Source organism: Pseudomonas sp. LAP_36 (assembly GCF_019456785.1).
Lineage (GTDB): Bacteria > Pseudomonadota > Gammaproteobacteria > Pseudomonadales > Pseudomonadaceae > Aquipseudomonas > Aquipseudomonas tritici.
In genome coordinates this window covers 83,179-109,234 of record NZ_JAHZMS010000010.1, presented here as the reverse complement: position 1 = coordinate 109,234, position 26,056 = coordinate 83,179, and the positions used below count along the sequence as shown (strand labels likewise).

General features: G+C 60.0%; 22 protein-coding genes and 1 pseudogene. 9 read left to right on the top strand and 14 right to left on the bottom strand.

What is annotated here, in order from left to right; all coding sequences use genetic code 11:
• Positions 1-16: 16 nt before the first annotated feature.
• The 4 genes from JBO08_RS24945 to JBO08_RS24930 form a co-directional block, all read right to left on the bottom strand.
• Positions 17-1,744 (bottom strand): OPT family oligopeptide transporter, encoded by a 1,728-nt coding sequence (locus JBO08_RS24945; protein WP_220075144.1) that lies wholly within the window; start codon positions 1,742-1,744, stop codon positions 17-19.
• Between the two features lie 236 nt (positions 1,745-1,980).
• Positions 1,981-4,038 carry a methyl-accepting chemotaxis protein gene (locus JBO08_RS24940; protein ID WP_220075143.1) on the bottom strand — a complete coding sequence of 686 codons (2,058 nt, stop codon included), beginning with the start codon at positions 4,036-4,038 and terminating at the stop codon, positions 1,981-1,983.
• Positions 4,039-4,473: 435 nt separating this feature from the next.
• Positions 4,474-5,169, bottom strand: coding sequence for a tRNA (adenine(22)-N(1))-methyltransferase TrmK (locus JBO08_RS24935; RefSeq protein ID WP_220075142.1), 696 nt, complete (start codon positions 5,167-5,169; stop codon positions 4,474-4,476).
• On the bottom strand, positions 5,166-5,885 hold the full coding sequence (locus JBO08_RS24930; RefSeq protein WP_065880850.1) for a FadR/GntR family transcriptional regulator: 720 nt from the start codon (positions 5,883-5,885) through the stop codon (positions 5,166-5,168). The genes JBO08_RS24935 and JBO08_RS24930 overlap by 4 nt, the downstream gene beginning before the upstream one ends.
• 339 nt (positions 5,886-6,224) lie before the next feature.
• Between JBO08_RS24930 and JBO08_RS24925 the strand changes: the two genes are divergently transcribed.
• Both JBO08_RS24925 and gudD read left to right on the top strand, forming a co-directional pair.
• Positions 6,225-7,580: an MFS transporter gene (locus tag JBO08_RS24925; protein WP_220075141.1), complete on the top strand. Its 1,356-nt coding sequence runs from the start codon at positions 6,225-6,227 to the stop codon at positions 7,578-7,580.
• A gap of 19 nt (positions 7,581-7,599) precedes the next feature.
• The gene (gudD, locus tag JBO08_RS24920) at positions 7,600-8,925 is read left to right on the top strand and encodes a glucarate dehydratase (RefSeq protein WP_065874217.1); all 1,326 of its coding nucleotides are present in this window, start codon (positions 7,600-7,602) and stop codon (positions 8,923-8,925) included.
• 145 nt (positions 8,926-9,070) lie between these two features.
• Here gudD and JBO08_RS28580 read toward each other — a convergent pair.
• Both JBO08_RS28580 and JBO08_RS24915 read right to left on the bottom strand, forming a co-directional pair.
• Positions 9,071-9,232, bottom strand: a pseudogene (locus tag JBO08_RS28580) (DNA-binding protein); the annotation flags it as partial.
• 60 nt (positions 9,233-9,292) lie between these two features.
• On the bottom strand, positions 9,293-10,216 hold the full coding sequence (locus JBO08_RS24915) for an ABC transporter substrate-binding protein (protein ID WP_220075140.1): 924 nt from the start codon (positions 10,214-10,216) through the stop codon (positions 9,293-9,295).
• Between the two features lie 240 nt (positions 10,217-10,456).
• Here JBO08_RS24915 and JBO08_RS24910 point away from each other — a divergent pair, with 240 nt between their 5' ends.
• Together JBO08_RS24910 and JBO08_RS24905 are read left to right on the top strand one after the other, a co-directional pair.
• Positions 10,457-11,698 carry an acyl-CoA dehydrogenase family protein gene (locus JBO08_RS24910; RefSeq protein ID WP_220075139.1) on the top strand — a complete coding sequence of 414 codons (1,242 nt, stop codon included), beginning with the start codon at positions 10,457-10,459 and terminating at the stop codon, positions 11,696-11,698.
• 149 nt (positions 11,699-11,847) lie between these two features.
• Complete coding sequence (locus JBO08_RS24905) at positions 11,848-12,159, top strand: hypothetical protein (protein ID WP_065874220.1); 312 nt, start codon at positions 11,848-11,850, stop codon at positions 12,157-12,159.
• Between the two features lie 137 nt (positions 12,160-12,296).
• Here JBO08_RS24905 and msrA read toward each other — a convergent pair whose 3' ends face one another.
• Entirely contained in the window at positions 12,297-12,803 is a 507-nt protein-coding gene (msrA, locus tag JBO08_RS24900; RefSeq protein ID WP_065874221.1) for a peptide-methionine (S)-S-oxide reductase MsrA, read from the bottom strand.
• A gap of 270 nt (positions 12,804-13,073) precedes the next feature.
• Here msrA and JBO08_RS28325 point away from each other — a divergent pair, with 270 nt between their 5' ends.
• Positions 13,074-15,095 carry a methyl-accepting chemotaxis protein gene (locus JBO08_RS28325; RefSeq protein ID WP_220075138.1) on the top strand — a complete coding sequence of 674 codons (2,022 nt, stop codon included), beginning with the start codon at positions 13,074-13,076 and terminating at the stop codon, positions 15,093-15,095.
• Positions 15,096-15,186: 91 nt separating this feature from the next.
• On the opposite strand, the gene JBO08_RS24890 is transcribed toward JBO08_RS28325, so the two are convergent.
• Complete coding sequence (locus JBO08_RS24890) at positions 15,187-16,542, bottom strand: hypothetical protein (RefSeq protein ID WP_220075137.1); 1,356 nt, start codon at positions 16,540-16,542, stop codon at positions 15,187-15,189.
• A 113-nt stretch (positions 16,543-16,655) separates the two neighbouring features.
• Positions 16,656-17,162 carry a hypothetical protein gene (locus JBO08_RS24885; RefSeq protein WP_220075136.1) on the bottom strand — a complete coding sequence of 169 codons (507 nt, stop codon included), beginning with the start codon at positions 17,160-17,162 and terminating at the stop codon, positions 16,656-16,658.
• A 245-nt stretch (positions 17,163-17,407) separates the two neighbouring features.
• Here JBO08_RS24885 and JBO08_RS24880 point away from each other — a divergent pair, with 245 nt between their 5' ends.
• The 3 genes from JBO08_RS24880 to JBO08_RS24870 are packed head-to-tail and all read left to right on the top strand — an operon-like array spanning position 17,408 to position 20,442.
• Complete coding sequence (locus JBO08_RS24880; RefSeq protein ID WP_065880843.1) at positions 17,408-18,442, top strand: alpha/beta fold hydrolase; 1,035 nt, start codon at positions 17,408-17,410, stop codon at positions 18,440-18,442.
• Positions 18,443-18,474: 32 nt separating this feature from the next.
• Positions 18,475-18,993 (top strand): DUF2569 domain-containing protein, encoded by a 519-nt coding sequence (locus JBO08_RS24875; protein WP_065880842.1) that lies wholly within the window; start codon positions 18,475-18,477, stop codon positions 18,991-18,993.
• 54 nt (positions 18,994-19,047) lie between these two features.
• The gene (locus tag JBO08_RS24870) at positions 19,048-20,442 is read left to right on the top strand and encodes a PLP-dependent aminotransferase family protein (protein WP_065874227.1); all 1,395 of its coding nucleotides are present in this window, start codon (positions 19,048-19,050) and stop codon (positions 20,440-20,442) included.
• Here the strand turns inward: JBO08_RS24870 and panB are convergent.
• Positions 20,430-21,245, bottom strand: coding sequence for a 3-methyl-2-oxobutanoate hydroxymethyltransferase (gene panB, locus JBO08_RS24865; RefSeq protein WP_065874228.1), 816 nt, complete (start codon positions 21,243-21,245; stop codon positions 20,430-20,432). The two genes, JBO08_RS24870 and panB, sit on opposite strands and share 13 nt — an antisense overlap.
• 150 nt (positions 21,246-21,395) lie before the next feature.
• On the opposite strand from panB, the gene JBO08_RS24860 reads away from it, so the two are divergent.
• Positions 21,396-21,557 carry a DUF2986 domain-containing protein gene (locus JBO08_RS24860; RefSeq protein ID WP_065874229.1) on the top strand — a complete coding sequence of 54 codons (162 nt, stop codon included), beginning with the start codon at positions 21,396-21,398 and terminating at the stop codon, positions 21,555-21,557.
• Between the two features lie 594 nt (positions 21,558-22,151).
• On the opposite strand, the gene JBO08_RS24855 is transcribed toward JBO08_RS24860, so the two are convergent.
• The 4 genes from JBO08_RS24855 to JBO08_RS24840 all read right to left on the bottom strand — a co-directional run bounded on the left by JBO08_RS24855 (position 22,152) and on the right by JBO08_RS24840 (position 25,888).
• Positions 22,152-22,949 carry a DNA/RNA non-specific endonuclease gene (locus JBO08_RS24855; protein ID WP_220075135.1) on the bottom strand — a complete coding sequence of 266 codons (798 nt, stop codon included), beginning with the start codon at positions 22,947-22,949 and terminating at the stop codon, positions 22,152-22,154.
• A 133-nt stretch (positions 22,950-23,082) separates the two neighbouring features.
• Positions 23,083-24,102 carry a sensor histidine kinase KdpD gene (locus JBO08_RS24850; RefSeq protein WP_065874231.1) on the bottom strand — a complete coding sequence of 340 codons (1,020 nt, stop codon included), beginning with the start codon at positions 24,100-24,102 and terminating at the stop codon, positions 23,083-23,085.
• Between the two features lie 8 nt (positions 24,103-24,110).
• The gene (locus JBO08_RS24845; protein ID WP_065874232.1) at positions 24,111-25,571 is read right to left on the bottom strand and encodes an ATPase domain-containing protein; all 1,461 of its coding nucleotides are present in this window, start codon (positions 25,569-25,571) and stop codon (positions 24,111-24,113) included.
• Positions 25,568-25,888: a hypothetical protein gene (locus tag JBO08_RS24840; protein WP_220075134.1), complete on the bottom strand. Its 321-nt coding sequence runs from the start codon at positions 25,886-25,888 to the stop codon at positions 25,568-25,570. The genes JBO08_RS24845 and JBO08_RS24840 overlap by 4 nt, the downstream gene beginning before the upstream one ends.
• Positions 25,889-26,056: the final 168 nt, after the last annotated feature.

The following is a 26,056-nucleotide window of genomic DNA, read 5'->3' as shown; positions in this document are numbered from 1 at the left end:
TTTGTCGAGCCACACGTCAGTTCACCATCGACCACAGTGAAGCTCCCACGCCGGTGATGCTCTCCCCCGCAATCAGGCCGGCGGCGACGGTGATCGCAAAGCGCTCGGTGAGGCTCGGCCAGCGGCAGCTCACCAGCCAGGTCAGTATGGCGCCCAGGGCCATCATCAGCGAAACCGAGGCCGGCAGTACAAAGGCCAGGCCCAGGGCGGCCGCACTCGGGAGGAAACGGGCGCGATGAGCAGGCAACGTGCTGTCCAGCACACCGAGCACCACGCCGACCAAGCCGCCAATGACAATCGCCCAGCGGATGCTGGTGGACAGTGAACCCAGCCCATGGGTGAGGGTTTGCGCCACGGCTTTCCAGGTGGCGACCGCCGGTGCAGGCCATTCTTCGGTGAGCAGCATGGTCTGTGGATCAGGGATCAACGCCAGGTAGGCGAATACGCCGACGATGCTGCCGATGAAAATTCCCAGGATCTGCGCGATCACTTGCTTATGCGGTGTGGCGCCAATGGCCTTGCCCACCTTGAAATCATTCATCAAGTCCGTGCATTGCCCGGCCGAACCGCCGGCTGTGTTGGCGCTCATCAGGTTGATCGGCACCTGCCCCGGCGCGATGATGCCGAAGCTCAGTTGGGAGAGTTGCCCGATAGCGCCGATAGGTGGAATGCCCGTTGCGCCCACCACGCGCGCGGCGACGGCGGCCAGGCAGATCGCCAGGGGGATAGTGAGCAATGCCATGCCCAGATGGATGCCGAACAGCAGCGCCTGCAGGCTCACCACCAGCGCAATCGCCAGCGCAAAACCGGCGGCCGGACCTGGCTTGGGCACCGTCCAGGTCGAACCGCAGCTGGACCGCGTAGACCTGTACAACGCCCACAAACGAATCGCCAGCGACGCCAGGGTGGAACACACCATCAGGCTCACACCCGGCCACAACAACCACTCCACCAACGCGGCGAACTGCGGCCCGCTGCTGCCCGCAGGCAAGGCCACCAAGTGTTGAGCCAACAGCCACGGGCCCAGGCCGCCCCAGGCGATCAGCGCACCGAGCAACAGGGTCAGGCCCACGCGAATACCAATAATGCCGCCGAAGCCCACCAGCAACAGCGAAGGGTCGGCGGTGAAGGTCAGACGCTCCAGCTGTACGCTCGGCGACCAGCGCGGGAAGGCCCACGCAAAGGTGTCCACCCACTTGACCAGCCCGGAGAGCAACGCGGCGCTGAGTAATACCTTCAAGCGCGTAGCGGCTTCACGACCGTGGTTGTAGATGTGCAGCAGGGTTTCCAGAGTGGCCATGCCTTCGGGGAATTTCAGCGCCTTGTCATTGAGCAGTGAGGGCCGTAGATACCAGGCGATCCAGATGCCCAGGAAACTCACCGAGAACACCCAGGCGATCATCGGGACGGCGTCCAACTGGTTGCCCGTCAGCAATGTGTAGGCCGGGATCGGCGCCACCAATCCACCGGAAATGATCGAAGCGGCGGCCGATGCGACGGTCTGGTTGATGTTGCTTTCGTGCAAGGTCCACGGCAGGTGGTCGGTGGAACGCTTGGCCACGCCCTGAAAGATGGCGTAGCCGATCAACAGCGCGATGATCGACATGTTGAACGACCAGCCGATCTTCAGCCCGGCATACACGTTAGAAGGCGTCAACAAGATGCCGAGCACGCTGCCGATGATAACGGCGCGCAGGCTGAGTTCTCGGGTAACGGGGCCGTGCGGGAAGGTCGTTGCAGGCATGCGGATTCCTTTCGGCAGGGGAACAGGGCGACTTAGTAAGTGAGCGCTGTAGCGGCCGAAGGTTCAGGTGGAGGGCCTGATTGGCTACCGAAAACACCGGAAATCAAATGTGTGCGGGCTTGCTCGCGAATGCGGTGGATCAGTCAATCCATCTGGTGACTGATAAACCGCATTCGCGAGCAAGCCCGCTCCCACAGGGGGGGTGCGTCAGCCTGTAAAAATGATGGGGTATCAGCTCAGCCCAGGCGAAACCGCGCGGTGTTGTCGCTCAGCGCCTGGCTGCCCTTGCTCAGGGTGTCGGCCGCTCGGTTGACTGCCCTTGCGCCGTCGAGCAAGCGCCCGGCGGCCTGGTCGACCTGCTGGATATTGCCGCTCACTTCATCCGCCGTCGTGGCCTGCTCCTCCACTGCCGTGGCGATTTGCGCCAAGGTGTCAGTAACGTTCTGCACCGCACCGGCAATCTCGCCCAATCGAACGCCAAGCCCGGTGACCGATTGCGCATCCGTCAGCGCTTGTTCGCAGGCGACGCCCATCAGCGTGACTGCCTGACTGACCGTCGCGCGCAAGCTGTCGACAGTGCCGGCGATCTGTGCGGTCGAGGCCTGGGTGCGCTGTGACAGACTGCGCACTTCATCAGCGACCACGGCAAACCCCCGGCCCTGCTCGCCGGCACGGGCGGCTTCGATGGCGGCGTTAAGTGCCAGCAGATTGGTCTGTTCGGCGATGCCACGAATGGTATCGACCACCGATTGAATCTGCTGGCCCTGCTGGTTGACTTGCTCCAGCGCATTGGCGGTGTCAGTCAGGCGTTGATTGAGCTGCTGGATGCTGGCCGTGGTGCGTTGGCTGTCGCGACTACTGTCCTCGGCAATGCGCCGGGTTTGTTGGGCGCTGCTCGAGGCTTGTTCGCAACTGCGGGCAACGCCCATGGAGGTGGCGGCCAATTGGGTAGCAGCGGCGGCAATCTGGCTGATCTGGTGTTGCTGGTCTTCGACCTCGTTAAGGGTACTGCCCGATTGCGCGTTGAGGGTCTGTACCGCCGAGCCAAGCTGCTGGGTTTCGTGATTGACGCCTAGCAGACTGGTGCGCAATTGCACCACTGCAACGTTCAAGGCCGCGCTGATCGCGGCGAGTTCGTCGCGCCCCTCAACGGCCACTTCCACACACAGATTGCCGTCGCGCAAGGATTCGGCCAGGGTGGTGATGCCACTGGCGCTACGGCGAATCGAGGCCTGCAGGCAAATGAACAGATACAACGCTGCCAACGCCAGCAGGCTGAAGGTCGCCGCCACCGGGATAAACTGCTGGATGGAACGCGTGTGGTAATGGCCCAAGCGCGCATCCAGCGAGGTCAGCGACTGCTTACGCAGTGCGGCCAAACCGTCGAGCATGCCGTCGACACCGGTTTCGAAGGCCGCCGTATCGAGCTTGATGGTGCCTCCGAACACGCCGTCGTCGAGCACTTTGAGTTCGTTGTCCAGCCGTTGCAGGCTGTTGTCGTACTGCGTGGTCCAGGGCTCCAGACCCGCGTATTGCTTGGCTCTAAGGGAGGCGGCGGCCTTGACCAACTGGTCCCGCGCATCGCTGATGCGGCTCCGCAAGTCACGCATCTGCAAACGGCTTTGCAGGGTGAACTGCCCCGAGGCGATGGATGACTGACCCACACTGGCCATGCGGCCGATCCGCTCAATCAGGTCAGGCGTGTGCTGGGTGGAAATCTGCATCAACAGGTAGGTCTCCAACCACGGGTCGAGGATCAAGCCGGCATCCTGGGTGATCTGCTCGCGAAGGGTTTGCATCGCGGTCAGGGCCGAGGTGAAACGGTCGTAGCCGTCCGGCCACCAGCCCACGGTGCGCAGGGATTGGGAATCCATGCCCTTGACCGTGGCCTGCAACGCTTCGAAGCGGGCCAGGATATCGGCGCTGGCGTTCTGCGATTTAAGTGAATCGCCCAACGCTTGCAGGCTTTGCAGGATCACGGGGAAATTCGCGTCCACCTTGTCCATCGCCGCCTTCGCTGCCGGCGTCGGAGCGTGCAGGATGTCTGCCGCTTTCCACCGCGCGGCCAGGTTGCGCTGGGCCGTCAATTGGCCATCCAACGAGTCCAAGGCTAGTAATTGCCGAACGCCGGACTGCTCGCTCGAGATCACGGTTAATTTGTCGCGATAGTCCGAGCCAATCATCCATAGGCTACCCGCCAGGGGCAGCATGAACAGGAAGAACAGGATCTGGAACTTGCGCGCAAAGCCGAAACGACCCAGCAGGCGGATACCCGGTGATAAAAGGCTGTGCATGTCCGACCACTCTCCAAAAACGACCCACGCGGTGCACCGCTGGGTGAAGCCTTGAAATGACTAACGGCAAAATGCCATGTCATTGATTGGGAAGGCACAAGCAAAAAATGGGCCTGTGGAGGAACGCCCCGAAATAGGCGGGCTCGCACCAAATAAACAACGAGAAACGCACGGAAATGGGGCAGAAACACTCATCCCAGAGCTGCCCCTGTAACTAATGGCGCAAATTCCCCAAACAACACCATCCCCTGTAGGAGCTGGCTTGCCTGCGAAAGCGGCGTACCCGACACACATGCGCCAACTGACCCACCGCCATCGCAGGCAAGCCAGCTCCCACATTTTTGGCCTCACTCCGCCCCTCAACCCCGCGACCTCCCGGCTGAAAGGTTTGATCGTAAAGCGTGCCCCAGGTCATCAGGTTTGAATAAAGGCGTATCAAGCCAGTAGCGCAGCGATCCACCTGGCCTGCTGGGAAATCTCCTGCCGCGTCTCTTCAGGCACCGCCTGCCGCGCGCGCTCCAGGCTGGCCAAGGTCTTTTGCTTTTGATGCAAGATGCGCTGCCACTTGGCCAGGAACGCCGGACTGCGCGCCTGCATCTGCAGCGGGCCGAAGTACAGCTGTTCGGCGCTATAAGCCACCGGCCCAGCGCGCTCGGCGACGATGATTTCGTAGAAGAAGCGGTTCTCCCACAGCAGCTCTTCACTGAGGATGGAATAACCGTTATCCATCAGCCATTGACGCAAGGGTTGCTCGCCGCCGTTGGGTTGCAGGATCAACCGCTCCTGGCCACTCAGGTGTGGCTTGCCGTTTTCGAGAATGTCGCGAATCGTCTCGCCACCCATGCCGCAAACGCTGATCGCGGTGATGCCGTCGCGGGGTTCGATGGCGGCCAAGCCATCGGCCAGGCGCACCGTAATCTGCTGCTCCAGGCCATTGTCACGCACGGTGCGCTGCGCCGCATGGAATGGCGTAGCAGCCACCTCCCCCGCTACCGCCGCCACAATCAAGCCACGGCGCATCAACGCCACCGGCAAATAGCCGTGGTCGGAGCCAATATCGGCCAGGCGCGCGCCAGTAGGTACGTTCGCCCCCACGCGCTCCAGGCGCATGGATAACGTGTGTTCGTTCAACGGCCCTGCTCCCCCGAAAAACGGTCCCGACTGTTGGTCAAGTGCAGCACCATGGCGGCGCGTGCGGCGTCCGGGTCCCGGCGTTTGATCGCGTTGAAGATCGCCTCGTGCTCCAGGTTCGCCAGTTGCCCCAATTGGGCAAAGTCGGCACCGCCACGCTCGTCCCCCTTGAGCTGGGTGCGCGGGATCATCGCGTTCCCCAAATGCAGCATGATCTCGGTAAAAAACGTGTTGCCGGTGGCCTCGGCGATCAGTTGGTGAAAGCGTTTGTCTTCTTCCACGCAATTGTCGTTGTTCGCCAGGGACGCCTGGTAATCGTCAAGCGCCTGGCGCATGTGGGCCAATTGAGCGTCGGTTCGACGCACCGCTGCCAGCGCTACGGCCTGTACCTCCAGGCCCAGACGCAACTCGAGCATATTGCGCACGCTGGCCACCGTGTCCACATGCAGGCGCAAACCCTGCTGGGCGTGCAGCGCCAATACAAAGGTGCCGATGCCGTGACGGGTTTCCACCAGGCCAGACGCCTGCAGCTTCGAGAGCGCTTCGCGCACGACGGTTCGGCTCACGCCATGCTCAAGCACGATGGTGGATTCCGATGGCAGTTTCTCACCGGGCTTCAATTGGCCAAGCAGGATGCGCTGGGTCAGCGCATCGACCACGCCTTGGGCGAGGTTGGTGGAGCGTCTACGGAGGGGGGGTCCACTTTCAATGGGCATTGCTACAAGTCCACGGGGTTGAGCTGGAGGGAGCTTAACACCCCACTCGGAGAGGGACCCAGGTTGATTCAAAAAACCCCTAACTTGTATGACAACCAATCATAGCGTTCACATTGTGCACTCGAGCCATTGCGACTCTTTCAAAAATCACGACCGCTCTAAAAACCGCATAAAACCCAACAAAACCTATACAAATAACCAAAACACTTGATCTACGCAGCGCTTTAGAAGAACAAAAACACCGACCAGTGCATTGCGATTTCAAGAAACCTACTTGTATGATGTCTATCAACAAAACACGCAAACCCGCATAAAAATAATCAGGGGGAGTTTTGAATTGTGAACAATTCAAGCCATGCATCTGCCGCACCAGAAAGTGATTCGGTCCTCGCGCGCGCCGTGAGCAAAGTGAAGGGCCATGTGCTCCCACTGTTCGTGATCATGTTCATCCTCAACTACATCGACCGGGTCAATATCGGCTTTGTGCGCACGCACATGGAGCATGACCTGGGCATTGGCGCCGCAGCCTATGGATTCGGCGCCGGGCTGTTCTTCATCGGCTACGCCCTGTTCGAAGTGCCCTCCAATATGCTGCTGCAGAAGGTCGGGGCGCGAATCTGGCTGACCCGCATCATGTTCACCTGGGGCATCGTCGCGACGATGATGGCGTTCATCCAGAACGAAACCCACTTCTACATCCTGCGTTTCCTGCTGGGCGTGGCCGAAGCCGGCTTCTTCCCTGGGGTGATCTACTACTTCACCCGCTGGCTGCCCGGCGTGGAGCGTGGTAAAGCCATCGCGATTTTCCTCAGCGGCTCGGCGGTCGCCTCACTGATTTCCGGCCCCCTCTCAGGCGCACTGTTGCAGATCGAAGGGTTTGGCTTCCACGGCTGGCAGTGGATGTTTGCCATTGAAGGCCTGGCCTCGGTGGCGCTGGGGTTCTTTGTGTGGTTCTGGCTGGACTCCAAACCCCACGACGCCAAATGGATGACCCGCGAAGAACAGGACGCATTGGTCAATGCCATCGACCAGGAACAGCGCGAACGTGAAGCCCTCACCACCGTCAAACCGACCATCGGCAAGTTGCTGAAAGACCGCCAGATCCTGCTGTTTTGCGCGCTGTATTTCTGCATCCAACTGACGATCTACGCGGCGACATTCTGGCTGCCGAGCATCATCAAAAAGATGGGCGACTTGAGTGATATACAGGTCGGCTTCTTCAACTCGATCCCGTGGCTGATCTCGATCATCGCCATGTACACCTTCGCCTCGCTGTCGGGCAAGTTCAAGTTCCAGCAGGCCTGGGTGGCGGCGGCGCTGTTGATTGCCGCCGCAGGCATGTTCATGTCCACCACCGGCGGGCCGATCTTTGCCTTTGTGGCGATCTGCTTTGCGGCCATCGGCTTCAAGTCGGCGTCGTCGCTGTTCTGGCCCATTCCCCAGGGTTACCTGGATGCGCGCATCGCCGCCGCGGTGATCGCGCTGATCAACTCGATCGGCAACCTGGGCGGTTTCGTTGCACCGACCACCTTTGGCTTTCTGGAACAGACCACCGGTTCGATCCAGGGCGGCCTCTATGGCCTGGCCGGCACCTCAGTGCTCGCTGCGATCCTGGTGTTTTTTGCCAAGACGTCGCCCTCAGCCGCGCTGGCGCCAACTGTGCCTACGGGCGCCGCCCTCAGCAAACCTCTTTGAGCCCATTTAGGAACTTGCCATGAACACTCCCGTTATTACTCACTTCCAGGTCATCCCCGTCGCCGGCCACGACAGCATGCTGCTCAACCTCAGCGGCGCCCATGGGCCTTACTTCACGCGCAATATCGTCATTCTCAAAGACAGCTCCGGCAACACCGGCGTGGGCGAAGTACCCGGTGGCGAGCGCATCCGCGAAACCCTGGAAGACGCCCGCAGCCTGGTGATCGGCCAACCCATTGGCCAGTACCAGCGCGTGCTCAACCAGATGCGCAGCACCTTTGCTTCCCGCGACGCTGCCGGGCGCGGCCAGCAGACGTTTGACCTGCGCATTACGATCCACGCCGTCACCGCCATGGAAGCCGCGCTGCTCGACCTGCTGGGTCAATTCCTCGACGTCCCGGTGGCCGCCTTGCTCGGCGAAGGGCAGCAGCGCGATGCCGTGAAAATGCTCGGTTACCTGTTCTACGTCGGCGACCGCAGCGCTACCAACCTCGCTTACCGCAACGAGGCCGACAGCGACGATGAATGGTTCCGCCTGCGCCACGAAAAAGCCCTGACGGCCGACGCCGTAGTGCGCCTCGCTGAAGCCGCCAAAGCCAAATACGGCTTCAACGACTTCAAGCTCAAAGGCGGCGTGCTCAGTGGCGATGCCGAAATCGAAGCCGTCACCGCCCTGGCCGAACGCTTCCCGGATGCCCGCATCACCCTCGACCCAAATGGCGCCTGGTCATTGAAAGAAGCCATCCGCCTGTGCCGCGACCAGCACCACGTGCTCGCCTATGCCGAAGACCCCTGCGGTGCCGAAAACGGCTACTCGGGCCGCGAAGTCATGGCCGAATTCCGTCGGGCCACCGGGCTGAAAACCGCCACGAATATGATCGCCACCGACTGGCGCGAAATGGGCCACGCCATCCAGCTGCAATCCGTCGATATTCCTCTTGCCGATCCACACTTCTGGACAATGCAGGGCTCAGTACGCGTCGCGCAAATGTGCCATGAATGGGGCCTGACTTGGGGCTCGCACTCCAACAACCACTTCGATATTTCCCTGGCGATGTTCACCCAAGTCGCCGCCGCCGCGCCGGGCGACATTACCGCCATCGACACCCACTGGATCTGGCAGGACGGTCAACGCCTGACCAAGGCGCCACTGAAAATCGAAGGCGGCTACGTGAAAGTGCCGAGCAAGCCAGGCCTGGGTGTGGAGATCGATATGGACGCCGTGGCCAAGGCCCATGACGTGTACAAAGGCATGGGCCTCGGGGCCCGGGATGACAGCGTGGCGATGCAATTCCTGATTCCGGGATGGCGCTTCAACAACAAGCAGCCGTGCCTGGTGCGGTAAGGCAAAAACACGCAAACAACTGTAGGAGCTGGCTTGCCTGCGATGGCGGACTGTCAGCCGGTACACCTTTAGCTGATCCACCGCGATCGCAGGCAAGCCAGCTCCCACACTCGAACTGCTTCGTGCTTAAGTGCGCGTTTTCGTACTAAGGTTTGCGGACGACTGCCGGTGTTTTTTGGATCGCAATCGGCTGCACAGTCAGCTCAACCCCTAACGCCATCATCAGCTTCTGAATCGTCTCATAGCGCGTTTTTGATCCGCCCTTCAGCGTTTTGTAAAGACTCTCGCGATTAACCCCCGCCGCCTCTACGGATTCTTTGTTTCAGGAAGGCTGGGGACACCTACTCCAGACTCGGCACTCCGCGTTTTAAAGCACCCGATCAAACAACGGCGCCACGTCATACCGCTGCTTCAACATCTGCGCATCCACCAAAAAATCCGCCGTGGCCTGGGCCTCGCTGACGATCGTCGGCGAGATCGGCAGCACCTGGATCGCATCGCGCTTGAACCACACTTTGGCGATGTCCGGCGCCGACTGGTTGGCCTTGGACCACGCCTCGGCGTACTCATCAACGTGCGTGCTGCTCCACGCCCGAGCGCGGGTGAGGCGCGCAATGAAGTCTTTGATGATCGCGCTTTTTTGCGCCAGGGCCGGCTCGTACGCCACGATGTAGGTCGGCGCGCTCATCAGGCCCTTGGCATTGCGGATCAAGGTGCTGCCCTCTTTTTCCTGCAACGACACGTAGGGTTCCCAGGTACCGAAGGCGTCGATGTCACCCTGGGTCAGCGCCAGGCTCGCCTCTGCCGGCAACAGGTACTTGAAGTTGACGCTGCTGCGCGGCACACCCGCCTCATCCAGCGCCTTGTACGCCAGTTGTTGGCTCCACGAACCATTCCAGATAGCGACGGTCTTGCCTTTAAGGTCGGCCACCGACTTAATCCCCTTGCGCGCCACGATGCCCACGCCGTCGAGGCTGGTCTGGGTGCTGGCGACCACTTTGACCGGCGCGCCATTGGCGGCCAGGCTGATCACCGGGGTATCGCCGACGATGCCTACATCCAGCGCGCCACTCGCCACGGCGGAGGCCACCGGGGAGCCGGTATTGAAGCGCTTGAAATCGATGGTGTAGGGCAAGTCTTTCAGCTCGCCCGACAACTCCAGCACGATGCGGTTGGAGAAGAACTGGTCGCCCACGGTGAGGGTCAGCGGTCCGGCTGCCCCTGCCGATGGGCCATAACATGCAAGAGAGGCCAAGCCCAGCAAGGACAGCAGTGTGCGACGGCTGATCATAAGAAATCCCACAGGAATAGATGGCTGTTGAACCATCTGTGGGCATGCAGTCTGGTCGTTTGCCGTAGAAACTATCGCAATAAAAGCCCGACGCTTAATACTGTTGGGCACTATCGATAGAACCGTCTCACAGCTCGCTAGCTAATTTTCGTATTAAAAACTTCGCCACCCTTGGGTTAGGGTGACGTCACCAGACCACTGGACCCCAGCACCTGAACCACTTTCAGCAAGGTCCATTGCATGCCAATTCCCGCTTTGAATATCTGGGGCACACCGCCCACTGCCCGCTACGAACAACTGGCCGCGCCGTTTCGGCCGCTCTTCGCGCAGATTCTCGCCCAGGCAGCCGTGGCTGATCAGACCCGCGGCAGCCTCGCCACAGTGATCCAGCAACTGAACGCATTGGGCTTGCCGCGCTGGCGCCTGCCAGCCAGCTATGGCGGCCAGGATGCAACGCTGGTCGAGCTGCTGGCGCTGCTCACGGAATTATCCGCCGCCGACTCCAACATCACACAAGCCCTGCGCGGGCACTTCGGTTTTTGCGAAGACGTGCTCAGCGCCAAGGACCACGACTGGCGCGCCAAATGGCTGGACCGCCTCGGCCAGGGCGCCCTGCTGTCCCCGGGCAGCACCGAAGTCGGCAACCAGACGCGCGGTGATTTCGAAACCCGCCTACACCGTGACGAAGCAGGCGCGTTGCGCATCAGCGGCAAAAAGTTCTACACCACCGGCGCGCTCTACAGCGACTTGATCAACACCATCGCCACCGGCGAAGACGGCACGATCTACAGCGTGGTCGTCGACCTGAAAGCCCCCGGCGTGCAGATCGTCGACGACTGGAACGGCTTCGGCCAACGCCTCACCGCCAGCGGCACCTGCCTCTTCGATAACGCGCCCGTGGTGGACGACGATGTGCGCCCCACTCAACAGCGTTTTGGCCATGGGCAATCGTTCTTCCAGCTCTACCACCTCAGCACCCTCGCCGGCATCGCCCGCCGCGCGGCCCTCAGTGGCGCCGAAGAGCTGAGCAGACGCGCCCGAACCTTCACCACCGGCAATGCCGACACGGCAGGCCAGGATGTGCAACTGCTGCAAGTGATCGGCGAAGTCGCCAGCCAGGCCTACGCCGCGCGAGCCATCGCCCAGCAGGCCGCGCAGCGCCTGGAGCACACGGCGCAGTACGTGATCGCCCACGATCAGCCGTTGCACGATGACGACCCGCACGTCGCATTGGCGGAGCTGGAAGTGTGCCTGGCCGTGAACCCGGTGGTGGATGCGACGCTGGCAGCAACCACCGCACTGTTCGATGCCCTGGGCGCCAGTGCCACCGCCAGCAACAAGGCGCTGGACCGCCTGTGGCGCAACGCGCGAACCCTGGCAAACCACAACCCGCGCGTGTACAAGTCGCGGATTGTGGGCAATTACCTGGTCAATGGAATCCTGCCACCTGCGCAATGGCGTGTAGGCGTAGCAAAGGGATAGCAACGGTCACCAAGCCTGTGGCGAGGGAGCTTGCTCCCGCTGGGACTGCGCAGCAGTCCTCCAGGCACAAACGCAAATCCGAGAGGCTGTAGTACAGGAGGGTTTACCGTAGAATGCGCCCCCTTGAACAACCTCAAAGGAATGAACCTGTGTCAACGAACAGCACCATCACCTGCCCGCACTGCATGAACAACGTCCCATGGGGCGCCCGCGTATGTCGCGGCTGCCATGCAGAAATCTCCTACGGCACCCCTCTCGCAAGCGTGATCTTTTTTATCGTGCTCTCAGTCGGGGCAAGCTGGTATGTCACCAAGCTGGCCCACGACCACCTGTTTACCAACGCCACGCTGTTGTGGTGCGTATTTGCAGCCGTGCTGACTCCCTGCGCCATTCTTTCCAGAAAAGCCTGCAAGCGCCTGTATGACGGCAAAACCGAGTTTCGACGCCATTACCGCAAGTGATTCGTCGTTTATCTACAGGTGAAAGCATCGCGCCAGCACTGCTGGCGTGAGACGCAAGGAACAGTCAATAATTTCACTGGGAGATGAATCACGACCACGCGATTTAAGGCCTAATCATCTTCCTCTGCCGCCCCCTCTCAACCCCGCTTCGGCAGCTTCCAATTCGGCCGCACGAAGTGGCAGGTATACCCATTCGGTATCCGCTCCAGATAATCCTGATGCTCAGGCTCCGCCTCCCAAAATGGCCCCGCCGGCTCAATTTCAGTCACCACACGCCCCGGCCATAACTTAGAAGCATCAACGTCTGCTGCCGTATCTTCGGCAATGTCCCTTTGCTGTTCGCTCAGGTAATAAATCGCCGAACGATAGCTGGGCCCAAGGTCATTCCCCTGCCGATTAGGCGTGCTCGGGTCATGTATCTGGAAAAAGAACTCAAGAATCTGCCGGTAAGTGATTACAGCCGGGTCAAAGACGATCTCAATCGCTTCGGCGTGGTTACCGTGGTTGCGATAAGTAGCATTCGGCACATCACCGCCGGTATAGCCGACACGGGTGTGCAGCACGCCGGGATAGCGTCGGAGCAGGTCTTGCATGCCCCAGAAGCAGCCGCCGGCGAGGATGGCGGTTTCGGTTTGGTTGGTCATGGTCTGCCCCTTGTGTTCAATGGATACAGGGTAGTTATGGGGTTGTATTGACCAATACCAAGGTTGAGCGGCAGATTGTCCCGGATTTAAACCACTACTCTCTAAGGTCACGCACTAATTGCAGGACCCGCGGCTTCACATAGTTCTCACTGCCAAGTGCGGCCATCCGTCGCATCCCCCCAACCTCCCCTCCTGTCCTCCCCCCTCCCGCCGATAACCTTACTAACCGCATGCCTACACCCTGCGCCCCCTCCCGATCGAGCCCCCACCATGAACCCACTCGCCCTTCTCAAAAAAGCCCGGCCCGACCGTCAAGGCACCACTACGCTCACCTGCACCGCCAACGAACTGGAGCCGTCCTTAGCCCTCCTGCGCATCAGCCCTACGCTCATCACCGGCTTCATCTCCCCGCACCTGGACATCGACCCAATCGCCGCCAAGCTCAAACGGCGCTTTCCCCAAAGCACCATCAGCCTGTGCACCACGTCCGGCGAGTTGTGCAACGCAGCCAATTCGCTCTACTGCGCCACTGGCGAACGCTGGGACCGGATTGTGTTGCAGCTGTTCGACGACAGCGTGATCGCTTGCGCCGAGGTGGTGATGGTGCCGTTGGAGTGTGAGGACATTCGCAGTGGCGGCAAGCGCCTGGGGATGCAGGAGCGGATTGCCAAGTTGGTGAGCAATATCAAGCGGGTGCAGGTGCGTACGCAGATCGATCATCGCGATACCTTGGCTTACGTGGTGTTCGACGGGCTGTCGGCGTCGGAGTCGTTTTTCATGGAGGCACTGTATGAGTCCGGGCGTTTTCCGTGTTTATTCGTGGGCGGGTCGGCCGGGGGCAAGTCGGACTTCCAGAAGACGCTGATCCACGACGGCCAGCGCAGTTATCAGAACCATGCGCAGATTGTGTTCCTGAAGACGGCAGCCCAGGTGCGGTTTGGCGTGTTCAAGAGCCAGAATTTCAAGCCGGCGGATTTGACCTTCAGCGTGCTGACCGCGTCGGTAGAGGACCGCACGATTGACCAGGTGATCGACAGCAGCGGCAACATCAAGAGCATGGTGCAAGCGCTGTGCGATGCGTTCAACTGCACGCCCCAGGCGCTGGAATCGAAACTGGCGGACTACTCGTTTGCCATCCGCGTGGGCAGTGAATTGTTCGTGCGCTCCATCGCGCGCATCGACTATGAGCAGCAGATCGTGCAGCTGTTTTGCGACGTGGCGCCCGGTGAAGAGTTGGTGATGGTGCGGCGTACGCCGTTGCGTGAGGCAACGCGTTTGGACTACGAGCAATTTTTGCGCGGCAAGGGTGGCCAGCCGGTGGCGGGTATCCTAAATGACTGCATTTTGCGCCGGCTGAACAACGGCGCCGAACTGGGCAGCATGGCCGGCACGTTTGGGGATGTGCCGCTGGCGGGGTTTTCGACCTTTGGTGAAATCCTGGGGCTGAACCTGAACCAGACGCTGACGGCGATTTTCTTCTTTCGGGTGGCCAAAGGCGCCAGTTTCAATGACGAGTACGTCGACAATTTCATCGCCCATTACGGCGAGTTCAAGGCGTTTTTCCTGCGCCGGCAGGTGAAGAAACTGGCGGGATTGAACCATGTGGTGGTCAAGCAGATTAACGCGTTCAAGAACAAAGACTTTACCGACACCCTGAATACCCGTGGGCTGGACCGCAATATCCTGCCGGTGTTCGAAGGCCTGGCAGACTTGGGCCAAGTGTTGGCGCAAGCCGAGCGGCAGCAGGAGGACATTGCTTCGCAGCTCAAGCATTACTCGGGTGAGTTGCATGCGTCGATGGATGATTTGGTGGGCACCATTGATCGGCAGAACAGCGTGTCTGCCCAGGCTGGAGCGACGGTGGAGGGGCTGTCGAACCAGGCAGATGTCGCAGTGGAAGGCGCACGCACCCTGGCGGGTTCAAGTTTGCGTATCCAGTCGATTGTGCAGGTGATCCAGCAAATCGCCGGGCAGACCAACCTGCTGGCGCTCAACGCCGCCATCGAGGCGGCGCGCGCGGGCGACCTGGGCCGGGGCTTTGCAGTGGTGGCGGACGAAGTGCGCAAACTGGCAGAGATCACGCGTAAGAATGCGGCGGAGATTGGTGTGGATATCGACCTGCTGTCGAGCGAGATCCAGCGTGTTGCCCAGCAGATTGAGGACCAGTCCACTGGGGTGGGCGCGCTGCGCGAAATGCTCGATGCACTGGAGGCGTCAAGCCGTGCGACTGAGGGGACAGCGCAACGCACGAAGACCATTGCGGATACGTTGACGGGGCTTACGCACGCGTAGGCTTTAACGGGGAGGCGCGGGTGCCTGAGGCGGCTGGGCTGCAATGCGCATCAGCAAAATGCGCTTGCAGTGCCTGGCAGACAGTCGCGCTTCAGGGTTTGAAGTTTTTCATCAGTTTGAACAGATGGCCGGGCCAGATCCATCGTGTTGTTGGCTGCTCGCGGGTGTCTGCGAGAGCGTCGAGCAGGGTGTTGTTGGGCGCTTCGCCGGCAGGAATATTCAAGGGCGAGCGCTGTTGCACTTGATCGCTTAGAGGATCACTGGGCTTGTACAGCCTACCGGTGGACTTATCCATCAAATAGCCAGCGGTCTTGCCGTGCTCGGTGAGGTGCCAGACACCATTCACGGTTTCGGTAAGTGCTTTGAAAGACGGGAGCCTTATGTTTTTGTCCGTGGTTTGAACGACATGGTCTTCGCGCTTGGCTCTTTTGAAGGTGGCGAACTCGCTGCCCAGTGGAGGTTGATCAGCGCCTTCACTGGAGAATTTTTTTACCATCCGCTCCAGGAAGGGTATGCCCCCAATATTGGAGAACGTTCCCTGGCTCGGACTCAGGATATATCGTAAAAAGCCTTGGTCGAGACGGGTGCTGTTGATCGCCGAACCCTCCAGGATTCCTGAAGCGTTTGTGGCGTCCTCTGGCTTGTAGTAGAACGTCACCTGGAACCCGTCCCAGTTATAGCGAACGTTGCTCCCCGCGAGTTGAAGGCCGTCACTGTAATGACGGTAGGTGCCGAGTTCTATGGCCACTCGATCTACGAAATACAGGTCCGCACCTTCCGCTTTTGCATAGGCGTACATATCCGAGATCAAGGCACGGTCATCACGGTTGAGGAAGTCGGCGTGGTTTTGAGTGCCGTTGTAGATAGTGGCAGGTGGCTTGGCGACGGGGGGGTCATTGCCGTTGTACAAGCGCGAAATCATGAGGTCGCGGCCGTTAACGGAAGCTGGGGCCGACTGGGTGGCGACCTTGGGCGCCGTTGATACCAGCGCTTCCCACGCTGCACGTCGTTCATTGACGGTGAAGGAGCCATCGTCATCCCCGGCAATCAGGCTGAGCTGATTGCGCGCGAGTTCTTTAAACGGGTTGCTGTCCGTACCGTTGACGAAACCAGTGGCTTGCCGCGCCCGTGCCAGGAGCTCCGGGTTTTCGGTGCTGGGCGTTTCCGTATCGTGCTGGGCTTTATTGGCGAGGTAATTGTCACCCATTATCGAATGGAGTGGGTTGGCGCTCATCTGGCCGGCTCGGGTTTCAGCCCGGGTTGCGGCTTCGCTCAGTTGACGAGCCAGGATTGAGACCGTGCTGCTAGTAACGTCACGGATCGTAGCTGAAGCCACAGCCGTCTTATCGTTAGCGTGTGGAACCGTAGACAACGGCGCGGCACTGACGGAACTACTTGTTGTCATGCGCCCGTAGGATGCGGATGCCTGAGGTTGAACAGTGATCATGGATGTTCTCCCAGCCCAGGAGGAAACCGAAGCTACCCGGCATTAAATATACGTTGGTTATCTATTTAAAAATAAACACGAAAGCCACTTAATCCCAAGCAGTTTCCATTTAGTTAGTAACTGTATTTAAATACCACTGAGTCTGCACCCGCAGGCCGAGTGTAGCGGGGCGTCCCCCCGTATACATCATGATAGATTCTGACACGCGAGCCATTACCGAAAGATTGAACATTGAAGTCCGACAGTATTCCAGAAGAGTTTGGAAGAATTTTCCTGCAGTCCTCTTGAGAACTGAAGGGGCGCGAGTAGCACAACTTCACATCCTCCATGATGCTTTCAGGATAGTAAGTCGCATTCCATTGCACTTCCACTAACTGCTTGGGATCAGCGAGGGTCCCGGGTGGAAAATCAGAGTTCACAACACTGAAACTTGCGAACCCTACACCTTGACTGGTATCGGAATTAGATAACACGAGCACGGGGCCGGGCGCCTCAGACTTAGGAATAGACCTTTCCTGCGCCTGCACTACTTCGTTAATGAAAATCACCAAAGCAGCAACCAATGCGAGCAGATATTTGCGTGGGACTGAACTACGAACAAACACAATCGCGCCTTCCATAATCATCACCATAGCGTCAGGAGTAAACACATAAGGCTCAAATCAATCCAACTGTAAGATTCACGCCCCCACCATTGCACGATTAATTAACCGAATAAAGCCACCCACGTCCTAAAATAACGAAGGACAACGCCGTCATACTTAAAAGTAGGAATACGTCAGCAACTTCCTAGTCCCGCCTCCCCTCTATTAAAACGTTCTGTTTCAAGGCATGATGCGGCCCTCACATCAAGGACGATAAAACTGTGAAAAGCACCCTCACCGCACTGCTGCTGATTATCATGGCGGCGCCGGTATTCGCCGATACCACAGCTATCGGCTTCAAAAACATCACCGTCCTTGATAAGCAGCGCCCGTTGCAAATGGTCGTCTGGTACCCCACCGCCACCACCACCGCACCCGAGCTGATTCGTGACGACGCAGTGTCCTTCGGTGCCCTCGCGGTGCCCGACGCGCCTGCGCAAAGCGGCGAACACCCGCTGGTGGTGCTCTCCCATGGTTACGGCGGTAACTGGGGCAATCAGGTGTGGCTGGCCAGCGCCTTGGCCCATCGAGGTTACATCGTGGCGGCGGTCAACCATCCCGGCACCACCAGCAAGGACCGCAGCCCGCAGGCTGCCGCGAAGTTATGGCAACGCCCCAAAGACCTGAGCCGGGCCATCGATGCGGTGATCGCCCAGCCGAAGCAGTTCGGCGCAGTGGCGGAAAACCGGATCGCCGTGGTGGGTCACTCCATTGGGGGATGGACGGCCATGGAAATCGCCGGTGCCCGCTTCGACCCGGACCTCTTCGCCCAGGACTGCACTGCACACCCGAAGTTGGGTGGCTGCATCGGCTACCAGCAGATCAAACCCGCCGAGACACCGGCTGCGAAGGCCCAACTGGCCGCTGCACTACGCGACCCACGCGTCGGCGCCGTGGTGACATTGGACCTGGGCCTGTCGCGCGGCTTCACCGACGCCAGCCTGGCCGCACTGCCGGTGCCGGCACTGGTGATTGCGGGGGGCGTGCCAACGGAGGATATGGACCCCAACCTGGAGTCCGCCGACATGGCCAAGCGGTTGCCTAAAGCATCGACGCACTACGTAGAGATCGCCGACGCCACTCACTTCAGCTTTATGTCGACCTGCAAGCCGGGCGGCATGGCGTTGATCGAAGAGGACTCGCCAGGCGATGGCATGATTTGCCGCGATGGTGAAGGGGCCCGACCCAGAGTAGAGATCCAACAACAGGTGGTAGGACTGATTACTACGTTTCTGCGGCAATCGTTCAGCAAATGAATTCGAACCCTTACTCACCCACGGAGTGCAACATGCAAGAGAGCAACGATTTGAAAGGATTACGAGGCTGGCTCGTGCTCGTTGGAATAGGCCTGTTTATATCGGTTATCCGCCTAAGCTATAACGTTCTCGCCGTGTATTACCCCATCTTCGCAAATGGCACTTTTACGGCTGTGAGCACGCAGGGATCGTCCTTGTATAACCCGCTATGGGCGCCGATTCTGATTTCAGAAACAGTCATCAGCGTACTACTGGCTGCTACCTATGCTTATTTGGTCTACCTGTTCCTCAGGAAGCATTACTTGTTCCCCAAGGTGTATATCGCCACGGTCATTTTCTCGGTGATTTTCATTCCTCTCGATGCCTGGGTCTGCTCGTTTGTCCTGGTGAATCAGCCCCTGTTCGATTACAACACACTAAAAGAAATGGTCCGGGCATTGTTTGGCTTGTTTATCTGGGTGCCTTACATGCTGGTATCCAAGCGGGTACAGGCAACGTTTGTAGAGCATAGGCCTGAGAGCGCTGACACTCGCACCGTCGTCAACCTTTAACAGAGCACCCTGCCCGTGTCCCCTGCAATGGCAAGTCATGCGGCGCAAAGGGTTATGGATACACCTAAAGGCGCCCCGTTCGCCTATCAAGCGGTGTACCGCTACCTCGTCGAGTTGATCGAGGCAAGCCCTTCGCAAGGCGACCACAAGTTGCCGTCGCTGCGCCAGTTGGCGCAGCGCCTCGGCGTATCGGTGTCGACCACCAAGTACGCCTACGCGCTCCTTGAGGATGAAGGACGGGTATACGCCAGGGCCAAGTTCGGTTACTTCACTTGTTTGATGCAGGCGCCTTTATTGACTGAGCGCGCACCCTGCCTGCTCGATCAGGTCTTTGCCAGCGCCCGCCAGCCGGGCATGCTGGCCCTGAGCAGCGACGCGCCGGCCATGCTGATGTCGCTGGAAAACCCACTGTTGATGATTGAGCGGGAGATGGCCCGCCAATACCCGCGCTCACTGGCACCGTTGTACCTGCCCTTTGGCGAACCGGAGCTGCGCGCTGCATTGGCCGAGCGCTACACCTGCGCCACTGACAACTACTGGCAGGCCGATCAGGTCTACGTCGGCGCGGACCTGCACAGCGTGCTGGAGTTGTCGCTGAACGCCTTGGGCTTGGCGGGCACAGTGGCGTTGGTGGAGTCACCGTGCTCGTGGGCGATCTTGCGCCAGCTCAAAGCCGCGAACATCCGCGTGATCGAACTGCACCTCGACGCCGACGGGCGCTTCGACCTGCCTGCGCTCAATCACCTGCTCAAGCACGCGCCCATTCGCCTGGCGGTGCTGTCGTCCACCGTGAACATCCCCCACGGCAGCCGCATGCCGGCTGAGGATAAACAGCAGATCTGCCAATGGCTGGCGGAGCGGGATATCTGGTTGTTCGAAAACGACACCTACGGCGAGTTGTATTTCACACCCCGGCCGGCCCGCTATCGCGACGTTGCCGACCCGCAGAAACTGCTGGTGTTCTCGACTTTCGACAAGGTGATCGGCTCGGAGGCACCCTACGGCTATGTGCTGTGCCGTGGGTTTGGGGCGCAGTTGCAGCAGGCGTTCCTGGCGCGGGCATTTCGTCTGTCGCCGATCCGCCAGAAGGCGATTGCCAAGCTATTCACCTCCAAGCGCATCGACGCGCATCTGCACACACTACGGGCCTTGTTGCAGGACTGTATGACCCGGATGAAAGGCCTGCTGGACGAACACGGCAAGGGTGCCTTTGAGGTGCAGATCCCGCAGGGCGGCGCGTGCTTTTGGCTTGAAGCCACGCACCCGGTCGACATGCACCGCGTGTTCGATCGCCTGCTGGCAGAACGCATCGTCATCGCCCCCGGCGAACTGTTCAGCCAGCAAGGTGCCTGGAAGCAGCATGTGCGCCTGAGCTTTACCCTCGATTGGAGCAAGGACATCGCCCAGGCCGTGGAGCAACTGGCCCGGGCAATCCGTCAAAGCCCGTAACAGTGCCGCGCCTCAGGGAAACGACCGTGACGCACGTCGTCGGCAAACCGCTCGCAGGCATCGCGGATCACCGCGCCCACGTCCGCGTATTGTTTGACGAAGCGTGGCATCTGCTCGCCGCCCAGGCCCAGCACATCTTCAGTCACCAGGACCTGGCCGTCGCAGGCCGGTGAAGCACCGATGCCGATCGTGGGCATTGCCGAATCGAGGGTAATCTGCCGGGCCACGCCCTCTGCCACCCCTTCGAGCAACAGGCTGAACGCACCCGCCTGCAGATTGGCTCGTGCATCCTCGGCAATCCGAGCACCGGTTTCGGCGGTGAGCCCCTGAGCCTTGAAGCCGCCCATCACGTTGACGAACTGCGGCATCAGCCCCACATGCGCCATCACCGGAATACCGCGCGCCACCAGAAACTCGACGGTGCCGGCTAACGCCTGGTTGGCTTCCAGCTTGACGGCGTCGCAGCCGGTGCGCGCCAGCACCTGGGCGCAATTGCGAAAGGCCTGTTCATTGGATTCCTGATAACTGCCAAACGGCATGTCGGCAATCACACAGGCCAGGCGCGTGCTATCGACCACGGCCCGGGTGTGGCCGATGATTTCTTCAAGTTGCATGCTCAAGGTCGAGGGACGGCCATACCCGACCATGGCCGTGGAATCACCGACCAGGATGAAATCGACCAAAGGATCGATCAGCTTGGCGATGGCGCTGGAGTAAGCCGTCAGGGAGACGATTTTCTGCTGGCTCTTCATGGCGACCAGTTGCGGGACGGTCATGCGTTGGGTGCGGCTGTGGATGCTCATCAGTGTCGTCCGTTGTGCGCTGGAGGACCCGATTATTGGCAAAAGTGAGGGCGATTCAATGCACAGATTGGTGCTAAAAAGCGACTCAGGGAATGGCGTCGGTTTTTAAGCTGGTATCATCCCGAGCCTGTACAGCCCGGGTAGAAAGACATGAACCGCCAGAAAAAACTGAAGCAGCTCTTCAAGGCCAAGGCCAAAAAGGCCAGCGCCAAATTGGCGCCGAAGAAAAAGGATACGTACGTCAGCAAGGCAGACCGGGAAAAGCTGGCGGCTGAAGCGGTTCAAGAGCCAGGCGTGTCCCCGGAAAGCTGATTCAGCCACCGCTCAACACCTCAGCCAAGACCGAAATCCAACCAACACCGCCAATCCCCTGTGGGAGCTGTCGAGCTTTAGCGAGGCTGCGAAAGCGGTGGGTCAGGCGAGGAAGATGTTGGCAATGCCGCCGCCTTCTCAGCCTCGCTGGGGCTCGACAGCTCCCACATTTGATCTTTGTCGCTGCTGAAATTGCGCTCGCGGCCAAAACCGAAATCCAACCTACACCGCCAATCCCCTGTGGGAGCTGTCAAGCTTTAGCGAGGCTGCGAAAGCGGTGTGTCAGGCGATGGAGATGTTGGCAGTGCCGCCGCCTTCGCAGCCTCGCTGGGGCTCGACAGCTCCCACATTTGATCTTTATCGCTGCTGAAATTGCGCTCGCGGCCAAAACCGAAATCCAACCAACACCGCCAATCCCCTGTGGGAGCTGTCGAGCTTTAGAGAGGCTGCGAAAGCGGTGGGTCAGGCGAGGAAGATGTTGGCAATGCCGCCGCCTTCGCAGCCTCGCCTGGGCTCGACAGCTCCCACATTTGATCTCTGCTGCGGTTGGGTGCTGCGCCCGCCGTGCCGGTCAGGAGAGTGGAGATGCGTCGGTCAACCCCTCCCCACCGACCCTGACACCGGAAGATTCCCCAGCAACTTGAGGCCGGTGCTCTTCACAAAGGTGTCGTAGTCCATCGGCTTCTGGATGCGCGTCTCAGCGTTGGGTAGCACATACGCCCAGGCTCGCTTGCTTGAGGCGTCGTACACTAATTTAAACAGCCGCGTCGGCACCCAGACGTGGTTGTCGCCAATGGTGCCGTGGCCCGGGTCGAACAGCGGACCGGTGAATACATACACATCGCCGCCAGCACGCTTGGCAAACTTGCGCACGTCGGCCTCGACCTTGCTCCAGATCTTGCGGTTGTTGGTGGGGTCTTGCGGCACCATGTTCGACAGTGCGAAGGATTGGGCCATCGCGTGGGCATCCGGTGCGTCGGCGGCCGGGGCCTGGTGGCCGCGGTCCACAGCCGGGTGCTGGCTGCGGTAGTCACTCAACTCAGCACGCCCAGCCTTGGGGATGCGTGGGTCGGGGTAGAACTGGTTGGTACGCTCCTCGCCTTTCGCCTCTTTCAACTGCGCAGCATTCAGGCGTTCGACCACCACCAGCGGCGTCTTGCTGGTTTGCGAGTACAGCACTGCAAACGTGTCGGAACACAGCGCCAGAGGTGTCATCGACGCAGGGATGGTGGCGGTTTTGATCGGCGTATTGGCAGGGAAAAGGTCAGCGCAACCCTCAAATGAAGCGCGTTGCTCGGTGGGGGTGTAGGGGTTTGCCAGGTTGCGGGCTTCTACAGCGGTAGAGAGCAAAACAAGGGCCGACAGCCCGACTGCAATGTTGCGTAGGTACATGCTTTAGATCTTATGCTGAGGGTAAAACGGACGACAGGTTCCGAGGCTCGGAACCTACAGGCGCACGACCACAGACAATCGTGCGGGGTTTATGGACCCTCATAAGTCACTTTGGTGCCGCGCGTTCGCCCCGTTACGCCGACAGGGGCAGCATCACCACAAATTCGCTGCCCTTGCCATGCCCGTCACTCTTGCCCGAGACCGTGCCGCCGTGGGCTTCGACCAGTTCGCGCACGACGGTCAAGCCAATGCCCAGGCCGGCGCTGTTGAACCCGATGGCGTGGGCGTCTTGCACATAAGGATCAAAAATGAACGGCAGGGCATTGGCGGTCACGCCGATGCCATTATCGGAAATGCAGATCCTCAGTTGCTCGGCCTCCACAGTGACCACCATCGAGACGGTGCCACCGGTCTGGGTGTACTTGGCCGCATTGCCCAGCAGGTTGTGCAGGATCTGCGCGAGCCGCACGGGGTCACCGCTCATGATCAGGCTAGCGTCGGGAAGCGCCACGTCGAACTGCTGATTTCGCGCGATCATCACCGGGCTGCACGCGTCGACCGCGGCATTCAAGATGCGCAGCATGTCCACCTCGCGACACTGGATGCGCAGCTTACCGGTGCTGGCGCGTGAGACATCCAGCAGGTCGTCGACCAGTTGGGAAATATGCTGGACCTGGCCTTCGATCAACTCACGCATGCGCGGCAGTTGGTCGCTGGGCAGCCTGACCATGCGCTCGGCAATCAGGCTGATAGGCGTCAGCGGGTTACGCAGTTCATGGGCGACCATCGCCAGGATGCTTTTCTGCTGGCCCAGTGCAAGCTCGGCCGTGGCCTGAAGGTCCTGGGCGCTGAGTGCGGCGATCACCAATTGCGCATTCGCCTCGCGCAGCTCCTGGAACAGCAGCAGCTCCTCGACCTGAGGCGCCGCGATTGCGTCGGATTGCGTCAGGAGTATTGCCAGCACCAGTTGCTGATTGGCTTCGATCAGTTGCTCGACGTGCTGGGCGTCTTCCAGACGATTATTCGCGTCACTCAGCTGATCCTGCAGCGCAGCCAATACCGCGCGGGCTTCAACGGTTTTGCGGCCAAGCAGGAAGAGTTCGTGGGCAGCATTGGCTACCTTACGCTCCTCCTCTCCAGCACGGTCACTCATGAGTCAGCTCAAACATTGTCACTCCCTGTGTTCCGGGTAGTCGGGCGACCGCCGAGCAGTCCTTCCTGATCGGGAAGCATCTCGCCGATCTGCAGGCCATCGTCAGTGATGCGGTATTGGCGCAACTCATCGCAGTGGGCACTGGCACGCACTTTGACCACCGCCATGATGCGCAACAGGCGGCTACGCACTTCAATGTAGCGCTGCACGATGATCGCGTCGGTCAGGAACGCCGTGCCGTAGGGGCTGAAGCGCAGGTCGGTGTAGCGGTCTTCCAGTTCCGAGGTCATCAACACGCTGACGCCGACGCGGGTCAACGCCGTGACCATGCGCGACAACGACTCACGAAAGTCCGCCCGGAAGGTCGGCGCCAAGGCCAGCTCAAAGCCCGACAGTGAATCGATGACCACCCGCGTGGCGTTCAAGCGCCTGATTTCACTGAGCAACTGCTGGACGATTTCGTCAATCGACAGGTCCGGCGCCCGGCTGTCCACCAGGCTGACGTTGCCACAAGTGATCAGGTCGGCCAGTGTGGCGTTTTGCGAGCGGTTGGGCCGTTGCTCAAAGACCGCAATCACGCCGGTTTCGCCATTACGCGCACCCTCGGCCAGGAACGTCGCCGCCAGGATGCTTTTGCCCGACCCCGAAGGCCCCGCGACCAACAGTGAGTAGCCCCGTGGCAGGCCGCCTCCGAGCATCTCGTCAAGGCGTGGCACGCCCATTTTGAGGCGTTGGATAGGCCGCGGCATCGGTGTCTCGACCGGGTCGATGGCCGCGGGCGCGAAGACCTTGATGCCGGAGCTCTCGATACGGAAGGTGTGCAGCCCCGGCAAGGTCGGCTGGCCGCGCATCTTCATGATTTCCATCTTGCGCACCATCGAATTGCGCTCGACGCTCTGGCGCAACCAGATCAGCCCATCGGCCACGGTGAAAATCGGGTTGGTGTCGGTTTCGGTGAAATACTCGCCGATCAGAAAGGTGGTCGCCTGCCAGGTAGTCATCAACATGCCCAGTTGCTGAACGAACTGCGGCAGGTTGTTATTGGGGTTGGTCTGCGTCTGGCTGGCCAGCACCACGGAGCGGAAGGAATCGACAAACACCAGTGACGGCGAATGTGTCTCCACTTCGCTGACAATTCGCCGCAACACCTCATCCAGATTACCGGCCAGGGTGTCATCGGCCAGGTTGATATAGCGGATCGACTGGTTGATCGCTTCATTATCGAAAAAGTCGAACTGCTGCTGATAACGCAGCATCTTCAGCGGCGGCTCGCCCAACACGGTGAAAAACAGCGCGGGGCGTTCAGGGGTCGCGAGGGCAAACATCATTTGATGCGCCAGCGTGGTCTTGCCGCAGCCAGGTGGGCCGGCGATCAGGTTGAACGAAAATTCCGGCAATCCTCCGCCCAGCACCTCGTCCAGACCTGGCACACCGGTAGCCAGGCGGTTGATAGTTACTTTGGAGCTCATGGCGAATTTTCCTGCGAAGGGGTGTCGCTCAAAGAAGGTTCCCACACGTTGCGCAGTAACCGGGCCGTCAGCGACCGCCCGACCAGCGAGGTCAGCAACGTATAAAAAGTGGTCAGCAGCACCTCACCGAAAAACAGCGCATCGGCTTCGCTTTGCTCGATCAATACGGTTTTGAGGCCGATCAGATCCGGCGTGACCTGTACACGTTCGTACGTGCCAGCCAGCCGGGAGTGCTTCGAGGCACTGAGGAGCAGGCTGCGGCGCAAGAGCGCCACAACCCCTTGCTGCCCGATGATGGGCGTGAGTGCTGCGTCCATGTCCTGCAATATCGAAATGATCGCCTCGGCGATGCCTGCGATATCAGCGGTGGGACCAACACGGTGCGCCAGAGACGCTACGATCTGGCGGCTCTCTTCGCTTAGCGTGGACGTGACAGGCTAATATCTGATGAATTGAGGTACCAGCCTACACCCTATGGCGGTCGA